The 16,313-nt window shown below is 65.9% G+C and carries 15 protein-coding genes and 3 pseudogenes; 10 read left to right on the top strand and 8 right to left on the bottom strand.

Going from position 1 to position 16,313, the window contains the following annotated elements; genetic code table 11:
* Window positions 1-50 precede the first annotated feature (50 nt).
* Complete coding sequence (locus tag MMSP_RS05745; protein WP_020785838.1) at window positions 51-701, top strand: GNAT family N-acetyltransferase; 651 nt, start codon at window positions 51-53, stop codon at window positions 699-701.
* A gap of 17 nt (window positions 702-718) precedes the next feature.
* Here MMSP_RS05745 and MMSP_RS05740 read toward each other — a convergent pair whose 3' ends face one another.
* Window positions 719-1,066 (bottom strand): VOC family protein, encoded by a 348-nt coding sequence (locus MMSP_RS05740; protein WP_012396420.1) that lies wholly within the window; start codon window positions 1,064-1,066, stop codon window positions 719-721.
* Between the two features lie 24 nt (window positions 1,067-1,090).
* Window positions 1,091-2,383, bottom strand: coding sequence for a M18 family aminopeptidase (locus tag MMSP_RS05735; protein ID WP_020785837.1), 1,293 nt, complete (start codon window positions 2,381-2,383; stop codon window positions 1,091-1,093).
* 52 nt (window positions 2,384-2,435) lie between these two features.
* On the opposite strand from MMSP_RS05735, the gene MMSP_RS05730 reads away from it, so the two are divergent.
* The 5 genes and pseudogenes from MMSP_RS05730 to MMSP_RS05710 all read left to right on the top strand — a co-directional run bounded on the left by MMSP_RS05730 (window position 2,436) and on the right by MMSP_RS05710 (window position 7,344).
* Window positions 2,436-3,443, top strand: a complete 1,008-nt coding sequence (locus MMSP_RS05730) for a Dyp-type peroxidase (RefSeq protein ID WP_036426231.1) — start codon at window positions 2,436-2,438, stop codon at window positions 3,441-3,443.
* Entirely contained in the window at window positions 3,440-4,246 is an 807-nt protein-coding gene (locus tag MMSP_RS05725) for a family 1 encapsulin nanocompartment shell protein (protein ID WP_012396423.1), read from the top strand. The genes MMSP_RS05730 and MMSP_RS05725 overlap by 4 nt, the downstream gene beginning before the upstream one ends.
* Before the next feature lie 558 nt (window positions 4,247-4,804).
* Window positions 4,805-6,289: pseudogene (locus MMSP_RS05720) on the top strand (NAD(P)/FAD-dependent oxidoreductase).
* Window positions 6,290-6,314: 25 nt separating this feature from the next.
* On the top strand, window positions 6,315-6,779 hold the full coding sequence (locus MMSP_RS05715; protein ID WP_020785833.1) for a cupin domain-containing protein: 465 nt from the start codon (window positions 6,315-6,317) through the stop codon (window positions 6,777-6,779).
* Between the two features lie 100 nt (window positions 6,780-6,879).
* Window positions 6,880-7,344 carry a hypothetical protein gene (locus MMSP_RS05710; RefSeq protein ID WP_020785832.1) on the top strand — a complete coding sequence of 155 codons (465 nt, stop codon included), beginning with the start codon at window positions 6,880-6,882 and terminating at the stop codon, window positions 7,342-7,344.
* 11 nt (window positions 7,345-7,355) lie between these two features.
* Here the strand turns inward: MMSP_RS05710 and purQ are convergent, their stop codons facing one another.
* Together purQ and purS are read right to left on the bottom strand one after the other, a co-directional pair.
* On the bottom strand, window positions 7,356-8,030 hold the full coding sequence (gene purQ, locus MMSP_RS05705) for a phosphoribosylformylglycinamidine synthase subunit PurQ (protein ID WP_015357290.1): 675 nt from the start codon (window positions 8,028-8,030) through the stop codon (window positions 7,356-7,358).
* Window positions 8,027-8,266, bottom strand: a complete 240-nt coding sequence (purS, locus tag MMSP_RS05700) for a phosphoribosylformylglycinamidine synthase subunit PurS (RefSeq protein ID WP_015357291.1) — start codon at window positions 8,264-8,266, stop codon at window positions 8,027-8,029. Before purS ends, purQ begins: the two co-directional genes overlap by 4 nt.
* Before the next feature lie 328 nt (window positions 8,267-8,594).
* On the opposite strand from purS, the gene MMSP_RS05695 reads away from it, so the two are divergent.
* The gene (locus tag MMSP_RS05695) at window positions 8,595-9,662 is read left to right on the top strand and encodes a PPE family protein (protein WP_020785830.1); all 1,068 of its coding nucleotides are present in this window, start codon (window positions 8,595-8,597) and stop codon (window positions 9,660-9,662) included.
* A 26-nt stretch (window positions 9,663-9,688) separates the two neighbouring features.
* On the opposite strand, the pseudogene MMSP_RS05690 reads toward MMSP_RS05695, so the two are convergent.
* A pseudogene (locus MMSP_RS05690) lies at window positions 9,689-10,416 on the bottom strand (ATPase).
* On the opposite strand from MMSP_RS05690, the gene MMSP_RS05685 reads away from it, so the two are divergent.
* The gene (locus MMSP_RS05685; protein WP_015357294.1) at window positions 10,393-11,031 is read left to right on the top strand and encodes an MBL fold metallo-hydrolase; all 639 of its coding nucleotides are present in this window, start codon (window positions 10,393-10,395) and stop codon (window positions 11,029-11,031) included. The pseudogene MMSP_RS05690 and the gene MMSP_RS05685 sit on opposite strands and share 24 nt — an antisense overlap.
* 79 nt (window positions 11,032-11,110) lie before the next feature.
* On the opposite strand, the gene MMSP_RS05680 is transcribed toward MMSP_RS05685, so the two are convergent.
* The gene (locus MMSP_RS05680; RefSeq protein ID WP_188069354.1) at window positions 11,111-12,055 is read right to left on the bottom strand and encodes a LysR family transcriptional regulator; all 945 of its coding nucleotides are present in this window, start codon (window positions 12,053-12,055) and stop codon (window positions 11,111-11,113) included.
* A gap of 144 nt (window positions 12,056-12,199) precedes the next feature.
* Between MMSP_RS05680 and MMSP_RS05675 the strand changes: the two are divergent.
* Window positions 12,200-13,269 (top strand): annotated as a pseudogene (locus MMSP_RS05675) (DMT family transporter).
* Here the strand turns inward: MMSP_RS05675 and MMSP_RS05670 are convergent.
* Window positions 13,227-13,931, bottom strand: coding sequence for a DUF2334 domain-containing protein (locus tag MMSP_RS05670; RefSeq protein ID WP_012396434.1), 705 nt, complete (start codon window positions 13,929-13,931; stop codon window positions 13,227-13,229). The pseudogene MMSP_RS05675 and the gene MMSP_RS05670 sit on opposite strands and share 43 nt — an antisense overlap.
* A gap of 168 nt (window positions 13,932-14,099) precedes the next feature.
* On the opposite strand from MMSP_RS05670, the gene MMSP_RS05665 reads away from it, so the two are divergent.
* Window positions 14,100-15,794, top strand: coding sequence for a DHA2 family efflux MFS transporter permease subunit (locus tag MMSP_RS05665; protein WP_020785825.1), 1,695 nt, complete (start codon window positions 14,100-14,102; stop codon window positions 15,792-15,794).
* Here the strand turns inward: MMSP_RS05665 and MMSP_RS05660 are convergent.
* Window positions 15,709-16,272 (bottom strand): TetR/AcrR family transcriptional regulator, encoded by a 564-nt coding sequence (locus tag MMSP_RS05660; protein WP_036426229.1) that lies wholly within the window; start codon window positions 16,270-16,272, stop codon window positions 15,709-15,711. The genes MMSP_RS05665 and MMSP_RS05660 overlap by 86 nt on opposite strands.
* Window positions 16,273-16,313: the final 41 nt, after the last annotated feature.

The raw sequence follows: 16,313 nt of genomic DNA, 5'->3' as shown, positions 1-16,313 counted from the left end.
CGGCAAGAAAACCGGCTGACAGCGGTCGGCCCGGTCAATATAATGGGGCGATGTCTCGTCACTGGCCGCTGTTCGATCTGCGGATCACTACCTCGCGCCTACAGCTGCGACTGCCCACCGAAGAGCTGTGCGACCAGCTGATCGACACAATTCTGGACGGCGTGCACGAGCCGGACCGGATGCCGTTTTCCGTCCCCTGGACCCGAGCCCCTCGGGCGGAGCTGCCGTACAACACCTTGTCCTTCCTGTGGCGGGAGCTGGCGGGATTCAGCCGCGATGACTGGGCCCTGCCACTGGCCGTCGTGGTCGAGGGTCGGGCCGTCGGTGTGCAGGGCTTGCGCGCCAGCAACTTCCCGATCGCCGGCGAAGTCGAATCCGGATCCTGGCTGGGACTGCGGTACCAAGGCAACGGCCTTGGCACCGAGATGCGGGTGGCAGCATTGCATTTCGTGTTCTGTGAGCTTGGAGCCCAGGCCGCTACCTCGGCAGCGTTCGCCGACAATCCGGCCTCGATCGCGATATCCCGACGTCAGGGCTACCGGGAAAACGGCGTCGACCGAGTGGCGCGAGAGGGCGCCGCGGCACAGCAGGTGCGCTTCCGGTTGACTCGTGACGACTGGCTGCGCCAGCGCAACGTCGAGGTTCGGGTTGAGGGGTTTGACCGCTGTCGTGAGCTGTTCGGCGTTTCGCGCGCGGCCTGACCGTCGATGGCGGTGCGCTACTGGCCGACGACGCAGAAGACGTTGCCCTCGGGATCGGCCATCACCACCCACCGGAAGTTCTCCCCGAATTGGTGCCGCTGTACCTCGGTCGCTCCGGCGGCCGCCAGCCGTGACACTTCACCGTCCACGTCGGCGGCCGAAAAGTCCAGGTGCACCCGGTTTTTTCCGGGTGTTGGATCGGGCACCTTCTGAAATCCGAGCCGCGGCCCCGCCGGACGCGTCACCGCGATGAACTCGCCGGGCAGCAATTCGTGCGCCGTCCCGCCGAAGTGCTCGGCCCACCAGCCGGCCAGCCGGGCGGGATCACTGCAGTCGAAGGTGACCATCTCGACACTGAGCGTCATGCCAACCGAGTCTATTGCCGCCCACTATTCGGGCGCGTAGAACGCCCGTAGCGCTGCCGAATACGCCGCCACGTCTGCGGCGCCCATCAGCTCGCGCGCGGAGTGCATCGCCAGCTGCGCGGCACCCACGTCCACGGTGGGGATACCGGTGCGGGCCGAGGTCATCGGCCCGATCGTCGACCCGCACGGCAGGTCGGCCCGATGCTCGTAACGTTGCAGATTCACACCGGCCTGCTGACAGGCCAGCGCAAAGGCCGCGGCTGTCCGCCCCTCGGTGGCGTAGCGCAGATTGGGGTGCACCTTGAGCACCGGCCCCGCGTTGACCGCGATCTGGTGGCTGGGCTCATGGCGCTCGGGGTAGTTGGGATGAGTGGCATGCGCCATGTCCGCGGACGCCAGCAGTGAAGCCGGTAACAGCCGCAACAGGTCTTCCCGGACCCCGCCACCGGCCAGCACGATCCTTTCCAGCACCGTGTTCAGCAGGTTGGACTGCGCGCCGTGGTCCGAGGTCGAGCCGACCTCCTCGTGGTCGAAGATCGCCAGCACGGGCAGCACCTGGTCCGATTCGGCGGCCAGTAGCGCTTCTAGTCCCGCGTAGCAACTGGCCTGGTTGTCCAGCCGCGGCGCGCTGAGCAGGTCGGCGTTGGCGCCGATGACCGCGGCCGGGGTCAGGTCATGGGTCATCAGATCGGCCGCCAGCACATCACCCTCCGCCAGGCCGGCGCGCTGGGCGACGTAGCCGAGAAAGGAACCCCGCTGCGCACCGACGCCCCATACCGCGTTGACGTGCCGCTGGGGATCCAGCGTGAGCGACTTGCGATCCTCGGCCAGGTGGATGGCCAGCTGGGGTACCCGCAGGATCGGCTCATCGATCCGGACCAGCCGGTGACTGATGCCGCCGCGAACACCGGGCGCGCGCACCGAGAGCCGCCCGCTGACGCCCAGGTCGCGGTCCAGCCAGGAGTTCAGCCACGCTCCCCCGTACGGTTCGAGCGCCACCACCTGCCAGCCGGCGACCAGCCGATCCGGGTGCTGTTTGACCCGCAGGTTCGGGCTGTCCGAGTGCGCCCCGACAATCCGAAACGGTGCCTGCGCGGTCCCGACGCCGCCGCTGTCCCAGGCGACCAGCGAACCGGCTCGAACGGTGAAGTAGCGGCCCGGTTGCTGCGGCCAGCGGTCTATCTCACTCAGTTCGGTGTACCCGGCATTGAGCAGACGCCGGGCCACCGTGGCGCACAGATGAAACGGGGAGGGCGACGCGTCGATGAACTCGCCGAGGCCTCGAGCGGTGGCTGAAGTTGTGGGCGCATCGGACATGCTCAACATCATGGCTGTTGGGGACTGCGGGATTCACGCTAGGGTCGGCAGGGTGCCTTCGGTTCAGCCGCAACCCATCCTCGCGCCCCTGACGCCAGCCGCAATCTTTTTGGTGGCCACCATCGACGCCGGCGGCGAGCAGACCGTGCATGACGCGCTGACCGAGATATCCGGATTGGTGCGGGCCATCGGATTCCGCGACCCCACCAAGCACCTGTCGGTGGTGGCCTCGATCGGCGCCGACGCGTGGGATCGGTTGTTCTCCGGCCCAAAGCCGGCCGAACTGCATCCGTTCGTCCCGTTGACGGGACCACGCCACAACGCGCCGGCCACACCGGGGGACCTGCTGTTGCACATCCGGGCCGAAACCATGGACGTGTGCTTCGAGCTGGCCGGCCGAATCCACAAGGCGATGGCCCCAGCGGTCACCGTCGTCGACGAGGTGCACGGCTTCCGCTTTTTCGACAATCGCGATCTGCTGGGCTTCGTCGACGGCACCGAAAACCCCGGTGGCGCAATCGCGATCGGCGCGACCACCGTCGGCGACGAGGATCCCGACTTTGCCGGCTCCTGCTATGTGCACGTGCAGAAATATGTGCATGACATGGGGTCATGGGACTCGCTGTCGGTCACCGAGCAGGAGCGGGTGATCGGCCGGACCAAGCTGGAAGACATCGAACTCGACGAGAGCACCAAGCCGGCTAACTCGCACATCGCGCTCAACGTCATCACCGACGAGGATGGAGTCGAACTGAAGATCGTTCGACACAACATGCCGTTCGGTGAGGTCGGCAAGGGCGAATACGGCACCTATTTCATCGGGTATTCGCGCACTCCCACCGTCACCGAACGGCTGCTGCGCAACATGTTTCTCGGCGATCCGCCCGGAAATACCGATCGCGTGCTCGACTTTTCCACGGCGACAACCGGCGGGTTGTTCTTCTCGCCGACCATCGACTTCCTCGACGATCCACCGCCCTTGCCGCTGGCACCGGCGGCCGTCCCAACCGCGGACGACGGCTCACTCTCGATCGGCAGCCTGAAAGGAACCTCCGAATGAACAACCTCTACCGCGATCTGGCACCGGTCACCGAAGCCGCTTGGGCCGAAATCGAATTGGAGGCCACCCGGACATTCAAGCGCCACATCGCGGGCCGTCGGGTGGTCGACGTGAGCGACCCCGGAGGTCCGGTCACCGCGGCAGTGAGCACGGGCCGGCTGATCGATGTGAAGGCTCCTACCGACGGGGTCATCGCCCACCTGCGGGCGAGCAAGCCCCTGGTGCGCCTGCGGGTCCCATTCACCTTGTCACGCAACGAGATCGATGATGTCGAACGCGGTTCCCAGGACTCGGATTGGGACCCGGTCAAGGCGGCCGCCAAGCAGCTGGCGTTCGTGGAGGACCGCACCATCTTCGAGGGTTACGGCGCCGCATCGATCGAGGGCATCCGCAGCTCCAGCTCCAACCCGCCGCTCACGCTGCCCGAGGACCCGCGCGAAATCCCGGACGTCATCACCCAGGCACTGTCGGAACTGCGGCTGGCCGGCGTCGACGGACCCTACTCGGTGCTGCTGGCCGCCGACGTCTACACCAAGGTCAGCGAGACCACCGAGCACGGCTATCCCATTCGTGAGCATCTGAACCGGCTGGTCGACGGTGACATCATCTGGGCGCCGGCCATCGACGGTGCGTTCGTGCTGACCACTCGCGGCGGGGACTTCGACCTGCAGTTGGGCACCGATGTCGCGATCGGGTACACCAGCCACGACGCCGACACCGTGCAGTTGTACCTGCAGGAGACGCTGACCTTCCTGTGCTACACCGCCGAAGCCTCGGTCGCGCTGAGTCCGCACTCGGGATAGCCGACGGACCGACGGCGGACCACGGGACCGCCGTCGCCTGGGGTTTCCCAGCCAACTTGCAGCCGGCGAACAGCGCCAGCTGCGACTGACTGACTATCACTGGATACAACCGCGCGGCCCGAAAACCTCCGTGGCCGGGCGCCACACCCACTACGGCTCGCCACCGATCGAGCAAGACGCTGGAAGGTAGCCAAACAGTCGTGCACCACCAACGAGAGGTACGAAGCTGACGTGCTAGGCCCGGACCAAATACCTTCGGAGAAATGGGACTTGCCGCCGACCGTCACACCCAGCGGCGAGCGCCTCGGCCCGAGACGCCGCCCGCGGCCCGGTCGTATGGACCCCGCGGGCTGGCACCCCGGCATGTCCTACGGCCGCCAGGCGTGGGATCAGTACCGGCTGGAGTCCCACCGCACCAGGGCATTGGTGGGAGCGGGCCAGTAGCAACGCGGCTGAGTCGTCGAGAAGAACAGGACGAACTCAGCCCACACTCGCCGGTAGCGCACCAGCGTGCGGGGCGTAGCGTCGCAGAGAGAGTCGACGGAAGGATCTGCGGCCGTGACCGAAGACGAACGCGCCCGGATACCGGCCGGCGAACCCGATCTTTCGTTCGACGTGATAGTGCCCGGGGCCGGACCAGTCGGGCAGAATGCCGCTGACCGCTGCCAGGCTGCGGGGCTGCACGTTGCGGTGATCGAGCGTGACCTCGTCGGCGGTGAATGCTCGTACTGGGCATGTGTACCGGGTAAGGCGCTGCTACGTCCGGTGATCGCCGTTGCCGATGCCCGCCTGGTGGACGGTGCGCGCGAGGCAATCAGCGGCTCAATCAGCGCCGCAGCAGTTTTCGATCGCCGGGACCGGTACGTGAGCAACTGAGATGACGGCGGCCAGGCCGACTGGGTCAGTGGTATCGGCGCGACGCTGATCCGCGGCCATGGGCGGCTGGCGGGTCCGCGTCGAGTCAGTGTGTCCGATCACGACGGCCAGACGCTGATGATCGCGGCGCGGCATGCGGTTGTCGTCTGCACCGGAAGTCGCCCCACCTTGCCCGACCTGCCTGGCATCACCGAGGCCTGGCCGTGGACCAATCGCCAAGCCACCGAGGCCAGTTCGGCGCCCCGCCGGCTCGCGATCGTCGGCGCGGGCGGTGTGGGTGTCGAAATGGCGACCGCCTGGCAAGGATTGGGGTCGTCGGTGACCCTGCTGGCGCGATCCCGATTGCTGAGCCGGATGGAACCGTTTGTCGGCGACTTCGTCGGCCGCGGTCTCACCCGCGCGGGCGTCGATGTGCGCGTGGGGATCTCAGTGCGCGCGCTGCACCGGCCGCATCCCGATGCACCGGTTACCCTCGAACTCGATGACGATACGCGGCTCGAGGTCGACGAGGTGTTGTTCGCTACCGGCCGCGCACCACGCACCGACGACATCGGCCTGCAGACGGTCGGGCTGGCGCCGGGCAACTGGCTCGATGTCGACGACACCTGCCGCGTGAACGCCGTCGATGGCGGTTGGCTTTATGCGGCAGGCGATGTCAATCACCGCGCACTGCTCACCCATCAGGGCAAGTACCAAGCCCGCATCGCCGGTAGCGCTATCGGTGCCCGCGCCGCCGGAGACTCGCTGGACACCGCACCGTGGGGTGCGCATGCGACCACCGCCGATCATCACGCGGTGCCACAGGTTTTCTTCACCGACCCCGAAGCCGCCGCGGTGGGGCTGACGGCCGAGCAGGCGGCGCGGGCCGGTCATCGGATCAAGACGATCGACGTCGAAATCGGCGATGTCGTCACCGGGGCCAAGCTCTTCGCCGACGGCTACGCCGGCCGGGCCCGCATGGTCGTCGACGTCGACCGAGGTTGCCTCCTCGGTGTCACCATCGTCGGCCCGGGCGCCGCGGAGTTGCTGCACGCGGCCACCATCGCCATCGCCGGCCAAGTGCCCATCGACCGGCTGTGGCACGCCGTACCATGCTTTCCAACGATCAGCGAACTGTGGCTGCGACTTCTCGAGGCCTACCGCGATTCGTTTTTCGTCCTTGTCTAGCACTCACCCAACAATCGGAGCAGCCATGGCAACCTCGGACGGATTCCATCCCGACTTCCCAGCCAAAACAGCCGCCCCGGACCGCCGTCGCGCGCAGGTACACCACATCAAGGCCTCCGAAATCAGTTCCGATACCGCGCAGTCGGAGGGATTGCGCCGGTTTGCCGCGCTTAGCGGAAGGTCGGTGGGCGCGGAGAAGATCTGGATGGGCGAGACGCATGTCCTGCCCCGGACGGTCTCGGCCAACCATCACCACGGCGACTCCGAAACCGCAATCTATGTGCGAAGCGGACGCCCGGAGTTTGTGTTTCACGACGGCGAGCAAGAGGTGCGTATCGCCACCGAACCCGGCGACTACATCTTCGTTCCGCCCTATCTGCCGCACCGGGAAGAAAATCCCGACCCGACCATGCCCGCCGAAGTGGTCATCGCGCGCAGCACCCAGGAGGCGATCGTGGTCAACCTGCCGAGGCTGTATCCGCTCTCGTAACCGACAAGCAGCAGCCACTCAGGAAATTCTCAACTGATTCTTTGGATCCGCTTTCCCTGGCTCCAAGGATCTGCATAGCCGCAGCGCGGAGCATGGATTCATGACCGAGCCACTGTGCGCAACCCTGATCGAACGCTACTTGTGCACCCGTGGAAGGCGGTATTTCCGCGGCCAGCACGACGGCGAGTTCTTCTTCGTCACCGACGCCCATCCCCAGCGGCTGCACGTCCACCTGGAGATCTCACCGGCGCATCCGGAAGTGTTCGCGATTCGGGTCGCTCCCGCATGCTTTTTCCCCGCGGGCGACCGTGCGCTGCTGGCGCGGTTCGCCGACCGCTGGAACACCCAGCGTCGCGGAGTCACCGCGATAGTGCACAACTCGTCTGACCCACAGCGCATCGGCGTCACCGCCTACAAGTCCCAATGGATCGCCGGTCCGGTGGACTTCAGCGAATTCGCCGTATTCGTGGACCGCGCCATCGGCGCATCGATCGAGCTGTTTGGCGAGTTGAACCGGGTCGCCGAGCTGCCGCAGACGCCGCCGCTGATGCGCGACGTCGGCTGATCCGGCCGACCTCAGGCGGCCAGCACCGCGTCTAGCGCCGAATAGAACAGCCCGAGCCCGTCATCGGAGGGGCCGGTCAGCGCCTCTATCGCGTGTTCGGGGTGGGGCATGAGCCCGACCACCCGGCCATTGGCGGAGCTGATCCCGGCGATGTCACGCAGCGAGCCGTTGACATTGTCGTGGTAGCGGAACACCACCCGGTCTTCGGCTTCCAGCTCGTCGAGCACCTGTTCTGAGGCCACATAGCGGCCCTCCCCGGACTTGAGCGGCACCAACAAGTCCGCGGCCGGTTCGAAACGCGATGTCCAGGCGGTCGACGTCGACGCCACCCGTAGCCATGCGTCGCGGCAGACGAAGTGCAGCCCCACATTGCGGGTCAGCGCGCCGGGCAGCAGGCCGGCCTCGCACAACACCTGGAAACCATTGCATATCCCCAGGACCGGCATGCCTCGCCGCGCGGCGCTCACCACTTCGCCCATCACCGGGGCAAACCTGGCGATCGCACCCGCCCGCAGGTAGTCGCCGTAGGAGAAGCCGCCGGGCACCACCAAGGCCTCGACGCCTTTCAGATCCGCGTCGGCATGCCAGAGATTCACCGCCTCGGCGCCCACCAGCCGGATCGCGCGGGCGGCGTCCACGTCGTCGAGCGTTCCGGGAAATGTGATGACCCCGATCCGAGCTGTCACTGCGGGTCCCGGCTTATCGTCCAATCCTCGATCACCGTGTTCGCTAACAGCGATTCCGCGATTTCAGCCAGCGTGGCATCGTCCACGCTGTCGTCGATCTCTAGCTCAAATCTCTTGCCCTGGCGGACATCCGAGATTCCGGGATGCCCGAGACGCCCCAGGGCGCCGACGATTGCCTGGCCCTGCGGGTCCAGAATCTCCGCTTTGGGCATCACATTGACGACCACCCGGGCCACCGGCATTCCTCCTCAGCTCCGATTGCTCGGCGCCAACTCTACCGGCGATGGCCTCCGGGGCGCGTCACGGGCGCGAGTCCGCTGCTGCCGGCCCGTGAGAACAACCGACCGAAGACGCGCTGTTCGCCGATCCGGTGACGGCATACCCATCGAGATCGGTGTGCGATCGCACCGGAGCCACCCGACGGTTTCGCTGCGTTGTGTCGCTTCGCCGGCGCCGGTTCACCGACGCGACGCCCGCACCCCGATGCCGGCAACCAGCTAACCCCGTTTGTTCACCAAGCGTCCGTACTGTGGCGGCGACTTGTCGGATTTCGGGAGGACTTTTATGACGGCGTCTGTTTGGATGGCCTCGCCGCCGGAAGTGCATTCGGCTTTGCCGAGCGCGGGCCCGGGCCCGGGCCCACTGCACGAGGCCGCCGCGGCATGGACGGCGCTGGCCGCGGAACACGCCTCGGCCGCAGAGGAACTCACCACCATGCTGGGTGAGTCGGCCGTGGCGTGGGAGGGGCCGAGCGCGCAGAGTTATGTCGATGCCCATGTCCCGTATCTGACGTGGTTGACCAAGACCAGCGCCGACTACGCGGTGACTGCGGCCGAGCACGAGGCGGCGGCGGGGGCCTACGCCAGTGCGCTGGCAGCAATGCCGACACTGGCGGCGTTGACCGCCAACCGCACCACCCATGCGGCGCTCGTCGCGACCAATTTTTTTGGACTCAACACCATCCCCATCACGCTCAACGAAGTCGACTACGCGCGGATGTGGATCCAAGCGGCCACCACCATGAGCGCCTATCAGGCGGTCTCAGGCACGACGCTGGCCTCGATGCCCCACACCACACCGGCCCCGCTCATACTCAAGGCCGAAATCAGCACGCCCGCCACCGCCCAGAAAATCGACATCATCGATTTAATCATGTGGCTGATCATGAATATTCTGTACTATTCGATCATCTTGGGCGTGTATTTATATGTAATCGTCTATTTGTCGATGATCATTCTGCTGGTGTTCTGGCACACATTTCTCATGGTGGATTTGTACGAAATTGCCTTGGCGGTGGGCGTCCTGGCGGCACCGGCCTTGGCCCTGGCCGGCCCAACGCTGCTGCTCATCGCAACGGCATGCGCGTTGTCCGGGACTTTGCGCGGGTTATCGGACGCGTTCAATATCGATATTGGCCCGAACCTCCCGTTTTTGCTGAGCTTGTACGCACCGCCCGCCGAGGCTGAATCTGAAATTGCGGGCGCTAAACCTGTTGCCGCGCCTTCCGCAATAGCGTCGGCGATAGCGCCCGAAGTGGAGCTGGTGTCGCCTGCGGCTTCTGTTTCCGCAAGGGCGGCCGCCTTGGCGGCGGCACGTGCACAGCATGTGGAAGCACTTGGCATGACCGCCTAGATCCCCGGTGGAACGGCGCGGTCAGCTCAGCTGCACGAGGCGATATAGGCCTCACACAGCGGCGCAACCATGGCGTCCAGGACGGTGGAATCGTTGATCACCGACCATTCCACCTGCGCCGGTCCGGAAGTCCACAGCGTGAGCTCGCTGATGGTGCTACTCGCCGGGTGCGCAACCAGGTAGGTGTGCATGATGACCGGACCGCTGATCACCGCGGACATCCGGGTGGGTTCGTCGTCGGTCACCGACGGGGATTGCTTGGGCGCCCCCAGCTGACACGCGCGCAGCGCGGTGACCGCGGCGCCGAAGACGGTCGCGGCGATGGCTCCACCGCGGGCCGTGTCGCCCCGCCAGTGCAGTATTTGGGCCTGCAATTGCCACTGACCGTCCGGGTGAGTCACCGACGCGCGGCCCGCAACGGCCGATTTGCGGATGTCGTCCGGAAAGGCCGGTGTGGCACAGATTTCCTCGAACCGGAACCGGGGTGTCGTCCTGTCAGGGCGGTCGCGACCGCGCCCAGCGCGGGCCAGCGATAGACCGCGTTCATGGGCACGGCGCGTCGCTGGATCCACGCGGCACCGGGAATCTGGTCGCAGACCGGTGGGCAGGTTTCGGGCTCCGCCGCTGCCGGCGTGGCCACCCCTACCGTGATCACCAAGCTGCCGGCGACCAGCATTGTCGCCAGCAACAGTCGCATCGGCAGGGCTGCCATCAGGGCACAATCGTAGACATGCAACTGACGCATTTTGGGCATTCCTGTCTTCTCGCGGATTTCGGTCAAACCCGAGTGCTGTTTGATCCCGGGACCTTTGCGCACGGGTTCGAGGGGATCACTGGCCTGGCGGCGATCCTGATCACCCACCAGCACCCTGATCACGTCGACGTGAGCCGGCTGCCCGCGCTGCTAGCGGCCAACCCCGATGCCGCCCTGTATGCCGACGCGCAGACCGCAGCCGTACTTGGCACCGAATGCCGGGAGGTCCACGTCGGCGACGAACTGGCGGTCGGTGAGCTGACGATCCGGGCCGTCGGCGGACGTCACGCGGTGATTCATCCGGAAATCCCAGTCATAGAAAATATTTCGTACCTGGTCGGCGACGGCGATCATCGCGCCAGGCTGATGCATCCCGGCAACGCCCTGTTCGTCCCGGACGAACCGGTGGACGTCTTGGCCACGCCGGCGGCCGCCCCGTGGATGAAGATCTCCGAGGCCGTCGACTACCTGCGATCGGTCGCGCCGGCCCGCGCCGTACCCATCCATCAGGGGATCATCGCCACCGAGGCACGTGGCATTTATTACGGCCGGCTCGCCGAGATGACCGATACCGACTTTCAGGTGTTGCCCGAAGAAAGCGCGGTCACCTTCTAACCTCGAGACACCTTGCAGCCATATCATTTTCGACTTCACCCAAGGTCTTTCGGGTCAAGATGTGCGACCCAAGCCCAGATCAGGCCAGTGCCCCCACCGCCGGTCCGTGCGTCCGCACCGCCTGTTGATGGATGAGTTCGAGTACGCGGTCGGCGATCACATTGTTACGTGCGCGGTGGTGCCGGCGAACCACGATGGTGCGCCGCGGCGTCGGTTCGGAGATGGCGACGGTGCGTACCCCGGCAGGTAGGTCGATGAGGGCAAGCCTGGGTACCACGGTGAGACCGACACCTGCGGCAACGAATCGCACCGCGGTCACGTAGTCGTGTGTTTCGACACGAAAGCACGGCGTGAATCCCGCGGCAGTGCAGGCACGCAGGAGATTCTCCCGGCAGTTGCCGCGCGCAACGTCGTTGTCGATCCACGGTTCGCCTGCGAGCTCACGCAGGGTCACCGAATCCCGTTCAGCGAGAGAGTCTCCGGCGCCGACCACGACCACGTAATCCTCGGTGACCAGGGCAGCGGTGTCGTAGTTCGATAGCTCGGTGCCGGGCATGCCGGCGACATTGATCTCGACGTCGGGCGCCGCGTCGTCGGCGTCGGCGAGTTCGACCAGCCGTAGATCCAGCCGGACAGCGGGATATTCCGAGCTGATGGTCGCGATGACCGCCGGCATCCAGGCCGCCCCCGCCGACGCGAAGTAGCTCACCCGCAGGGTGCCGGCGCGGCCATGTCGAAGATCAGCGACCAGACCGTCGAGACGCGACAGCCCGTCGAAGACCGCCGCCGACTCCGCCACGAGGGTTGCGCCTGCATCCGTGGGGGCGATTCCACGCCCGACCTTCTCCACCAGGGTGAGTCCGATCTCACGTTGCAGCACAGCGATGTGCTGACTCACCGCGGACGGTGTGCACCCCAGCGCGGCGGCAGCACCACCGATCGATCCCTCCGCGACGACGGCACGCAGGATGCGCAGGATGCGCAGGATGCGCAGGATGCGCAGGATGCGCAGGATGCGCAGGATGCGCAGGATGCGCAGGATGCGCAGGATGCGCAGGATGCGCAGGCGATGAGGATCGATCACGCGCAACGCCTATACGGTACTGCTAATCATTAGTTTAGAAATATTCAATTGTGCTGAAGTGTTTTTCCGGGGACGATACCCGCCATGGCCTCCTCGACGACCTCCTCGCAACGCACCGTGAACATGCCCGCGTTGGCCATGGGGGTCACGGTCACGCTGTGGGCGTTCGCGTTTGTCGGAGTCCGGTCGGCCGGGCGCGTGTTTTCCCCCGGCGTCCTGGCGCTGAGCCGGCTCTTCATCGCGGTGATGGTGATGGCGGTGATCGCTACCATCGCGGCGACGTACACCGCCTATGCCGGTCACGCCACGACCAGGCGTCTGCGTCCGCCGTCGGCCGCCGCGCTCACCCTTGTGATCGCCTACGGGGTGGCATGGTTCGGCGCCTATTCGATCGTGATCAGCTGGGCCGAGCAACACATCGATGCCGGAACGACGGCGCTGCTGGTCAACTTGGCCCCGATTCTGGTGGCCGTCTTCGCAGGTTTCTTTCTCGGCGAGGGCTACTCGGCGCGGCTGTTGACTGGCATTGCAATCGCTTTCGCCGGCGTTGTGCTCATCAGCGCCGGCGGGGGCGGGTCGCAGACCGACTGGCTGGGCGTCGGTCTGGGGTTGCTCGCCGCGGTGCTGTACGCCGCTGGGGTGCTGTTGCAGAAGGTGGCACTGCGGACCGTCGACGCGCTGAGTGCCACCCTCTGGGGAACGCTGGTGGGCTTCATCGTGACGCTGCCATTTCTGCCGGCAGCGGCCCGGGAACTGAGCCTGGCCTCCGCCGCCGATCTCTGGTGGCTTGTGTTTCTCGGGGCGGGCCCCAGCGCCATCGCGTTCACCACGTGGGCGTATGCCTTGGCGCGCACCAACGCGGGAGTGACGGCCGCGACCACGCTCATGGTTCCCGCGTTGGTGATCGCGTTGGTGATCGCGTTGGTGATCGCGTTGTCGGGACTGTTGCTCGCCGAGGTTCCCAACCCGCTAGGGCTCGCTGCGGGGGAGCATGTTTGATCGGGGTCGCGTTGGCTCACGGACTGCTGCGGCTGCCAGCGCGTAGTCGGCGGCGCACCGGTACAGGTGATCAATTGCAGGGCGTTGAGAGCTTGCCGGTGGGCCTGAGCGACTATGCGGCGTCGAGCACCGCACCATCTGGGCGCCAGTTGTAAACCATCGGCGTGCAGCGGTACATCAGCGCCAGATCGATGGCATCCAACATGGCTTGGCGCGGTCCCGGCTTGCGCAGCTGACGGGCTGACACCGCGATGCGCACGACACCGCCCCGCCGAGCGACTCGGTCGGCTGACAACACCACCATCCGGCACCACCACGGTTCGGAGAGGAAACCCTCCCCGATGCCCAGTACGCGGGTCCGCACAGTCGTCTTGCGGACCAGATCCGAAATCCCGTGATAATCGGCGAGCAAGCGGAATCCGTTGCCCGGCAATGCCTTGACCACACCCGGCGAAACAACCCAGCCCGGCGCCGCGAACAAGCGAGTACGTAGCCCGAGATGTTCGAGCACCCGGTCGGCGGCCATCACCCGCAGGTTGGCCTCATGGGCATGAAGTGTCGCGAACTCGCCCCGGCGCTTCTTGGTCGCCGCTTCGTCATACCCGTGCAGCACCAGGGCATCGCCACCATTGCGACGCCCGGCCAGCCAGTCGACGGTGTGCGGATCGCGATCGAGCCGGTAGCCCCCCTTGAGCCGCGGCGCGACCAACAGCGACAACGGCACCGAGCGCTCGTCCATCTGCGCACAGAACGACTCGACGTCGGCCAGGGTGCGCTCGCCTATCCCCGAAACCGAGACGATCAGTTTTCCAGCCACGCTTGCAGTTTGCCGAATGCAGGTTTCGAGACGGTGAAGGACATACAGACTTAAAACGTCTAACTAGCATGCCTGACGTGCGGATATTCCGATTACGGCCGGGTTAACCGGCAAGCCGGCGGGCCAATGGCGCATCGCCGCCGATGACATGGCGAGATATGCCTAGATATGCTCAGTACCGCCATGGACGAGGCGCATTGCACACCGGCGGAGGTAGCACCGCCCGATACCCGCACGGGGACAAGCAGCCCCGGCGAACACGTCTACCCCGACCGGCTCGACGCGGGACTGCTGCGCATTGCCGGCGTTTGCGTGCTCGCCTCGTTGATGTCGGTACTGGACGCCACCGTCGTCGGCGTCGCACAGCGCACGTTCATCATCGAATTCGACTCCACCCAGGCTGTCGTGGCATGGACCATGACCGGCTACACGCTGGCACTGGCGACCGTGATCCCGGTGGCTGGCTGGGCAGCCGACAGGTTCGGCACCAAGCGACTGTGGATGGGCTCGGTCCTGGCCTTCGCCCTGGGTTCGCTGCTGTGCGCGCTGGCACCGAACATCCTGTCGCTCATCTTTTTTCGGGTGCTTCAGGGTGTCGGCGGTGGCATGTTGATGCCGCTGGGGTTCATCATCCTAACTCGGGCCGCGGGCCCAAAACGGCTGGGGCGCTTGATGGCAGCCATCGGCATACCGATGTTGCTAGGCCCGATCGGTGGCCCCATCCTGGGCGGCTGGTTGATCAGTTCCTTCGGCTGGCACTGGATCTTCTTGGTGAACCTGCCCATCGGCCTGGCAGCGTTCGCCTTGGCGGCGATTACCTTTCCGGCGGATCGTCCGGTGCCCTCGGAAAGTTTCGATGTCATCGGCGTGCTGCTGCTCTCGCCAGGCCTGGCGGCATTTCTGTTGGCCCTGTCATTGATTCCCGACCGGGGCACCGTGGCCGATCGCTACGTGTTGATACCGGTCATTGCCGGCTTGTCACTGATCGGCGGGTTCGCCTGGCATGCGTGGCACCGTGCCGATCACCCGCTCATCGACCTGCATCTGTTCAACAACAGCGTGGTCACCCAGGCCAATCTGACGCTGCTGGCCTTCGCCGCGGCGTATTTCGGCTCTTCGCTGTTGATCCCCATCTACCTGCAACAAGTGCTGCACCAGACGCCGATGCAATCGGGGCTCTATCTGATCCCCCAGGGCCTGGGCGCCATGCTGACCATGCCCATCGCCAGTGCCTTCATGGACCGGCGCGGGCCAGGAAAGAGCGTGCTGCTCGGCATCGTCCTGATCGCCGTGGGCCTGGCCATGTTCACCTTCGGAGTCGCCACCCGGGCGCAGTACCTACCCACGCTGCTGGTCGGGCTCGCGATCATGGGCATGGGCACGGGATGCACGCTGATGCCGCTCGCCGGAGCAGCGGTGCTGACCCTGAAGCCGCGGGAGATCGCGCGTGGTTCGACCCTGATCAGCGTGACCCAGCAAGTGGGCGGATCGATCGGCACCGCATTGATGGCGACGATACTGACCAACCAGTTCAATCGCAGCGACAACATCTGGGTCGCAAACAAGGTGGCCACTTTGGAACAGAACGCGGCCGCACGGGGAGTCACGGTTGACCCCTCCGGGTTACCGCCCCAGGCCCTCACCCCCGACTTCGCCGACAACGTGATGCATGATCTCTCCCACGCCTACACGGTGGTTTTCGGGGTTGCCGTGGTGCTGGTGGTGTCGACCCTCATCCCGGCGGCATTCCTGCCCAAAACGCCGGCAGCCGCTCCGGCTAGCTTTTTAACAGCATCATTGCGATACGCAATACGGTGTCCATCGGGTCTAGCGCTCGCACTTGCGCATCGAGTGCGTCGTTGAGCCACAAGGTCGAGAAGCCGTGCACCAAGGACCAGGCGGCCAACTGCGCGCCCTCCGGATCGAACCGCGCGCCCGGGTCACGCAAGGTCGCTACCCCGGCGGCCAATTCGGCAGCGGCAGCGGCCTGCGCCGCGGCCAGGTCGGCGTCATCGGCGTCATGCAACGACCGGTTGAACATGACCTGGTAGTGGCCGGGATGCTCGATCGCGAAGCGTACGTAGGCCAGGGCAGCATCGGCGAAGTGACCACGGGCCGCCACGAGGGCGGCCGCCAGCAGTTGAAATCCCTGCGTTGCCAGCGCGGTGAACAGGCCTCGCCGATCGGTGAAGTGGTGCGCGGGGGCCGCATGTGACACGCCGGCGTCGCGCGCCAGCTCCCGCATCGACACCCGGTCCGCGCCCCGCTGTGCCACCAATCGCGCCGCCTCGTCCAGGATTACGGCCCGCAGGTCACCGTGGTGATACGCCGGACGATTCATCCCGCCAGCATACAAGCCAATCTTGACAGTGAATAGTTCCG

Origin of the sequence: Mycobacterium sp. 012931 (assembly GCF_000419295.1) — a bacterium.
GTDB classification, from domain to species: Bacteria; Actinomycetota; Actinomycetes; order Mycobacteriales; family Mycobacteriaceae; genus Mycobacterium; species Mycobacterium marinum.
The sequence above is the reverse complement of the archived record's forward strand: the minus strand, read 5'-3'. Positions and strand labels throughout refer to the sequence as shown.

Excerpts from the sequence above, each read along its gene's own strand:
- MMSP_RS05745 (WP_020785838.1), top strand. The coding sequence starts at position 51 with ATGTCTCGTCACTGGCCGCTGTTCGATCTGCGGATCACTACCTCGCGC.
- MMSP_RS05740 (WP_012396420.1), bottom strand. The coding sequence starts at position 1,066 with ATGACGCTCAGTGTCGAGATGGTCACCTTCGACTGCAGTGATCCCGCC.
- MMSP_RS05735 (WP_020785837.1), bottom strand. The coding sequence starts at position 2,383 with ATGTCCGATGCGCCCACAACTTCAGCCACCGCTCGAGGCCTCGGCGAG.
- MMSP_RS05725 (WP_012396423.1), top strand. The coding sequence starts at position 3,440 with ATGAACAACCTCTACCGCGATCTGGCACCGGTCACCGAAGCCGCTTGG.
- MMSP_RS05715 (WP_020785833.1), top strand. The coding sequence starts at position 6,315 with ATGGCAACCTCGGACGGATTCCATCCCGACTTCCCAGCCAAAACAGCC.
- MMSP_RS05710 (WP_020785832.1), top strand. The coding sequence starts at position 6,880 with ATGACCGAGCCACTGTGCGCAACCCTGATCGAACGCTACTTGTGCACC.
- MMSP_RS05695 (WP_020785830.1), top strand. The coding sequence starts at position 8,595 with ATGACGGCGTCTGTTTGGATGGCCTCGCCGCCGGAAGTGCATTCGGCT.
- MMSP_RS05685 (WP_015357294.1), top strand. The coding sequence starts at position 10,393 with ATGCAACTGACGCATTTTGGGCATTCCTGTCTTCTCGCGGATTTCGGT.
- MMSP_RS05665 (WP_020785825.1), top strand. The coding sequence starts at position 14,100 with ATGCTCAGTACCGCCATGGACGAGGCGCATTGCACACCGGCGGAGGTA.
- MMSP_RS05660 (WP_036426229.1), bottom strand. The coding sequence starts at position 16,272 with ATGAATCGTCCGGCGTATCACCACGGTGACCTGCGGGCCGTAATCCTG.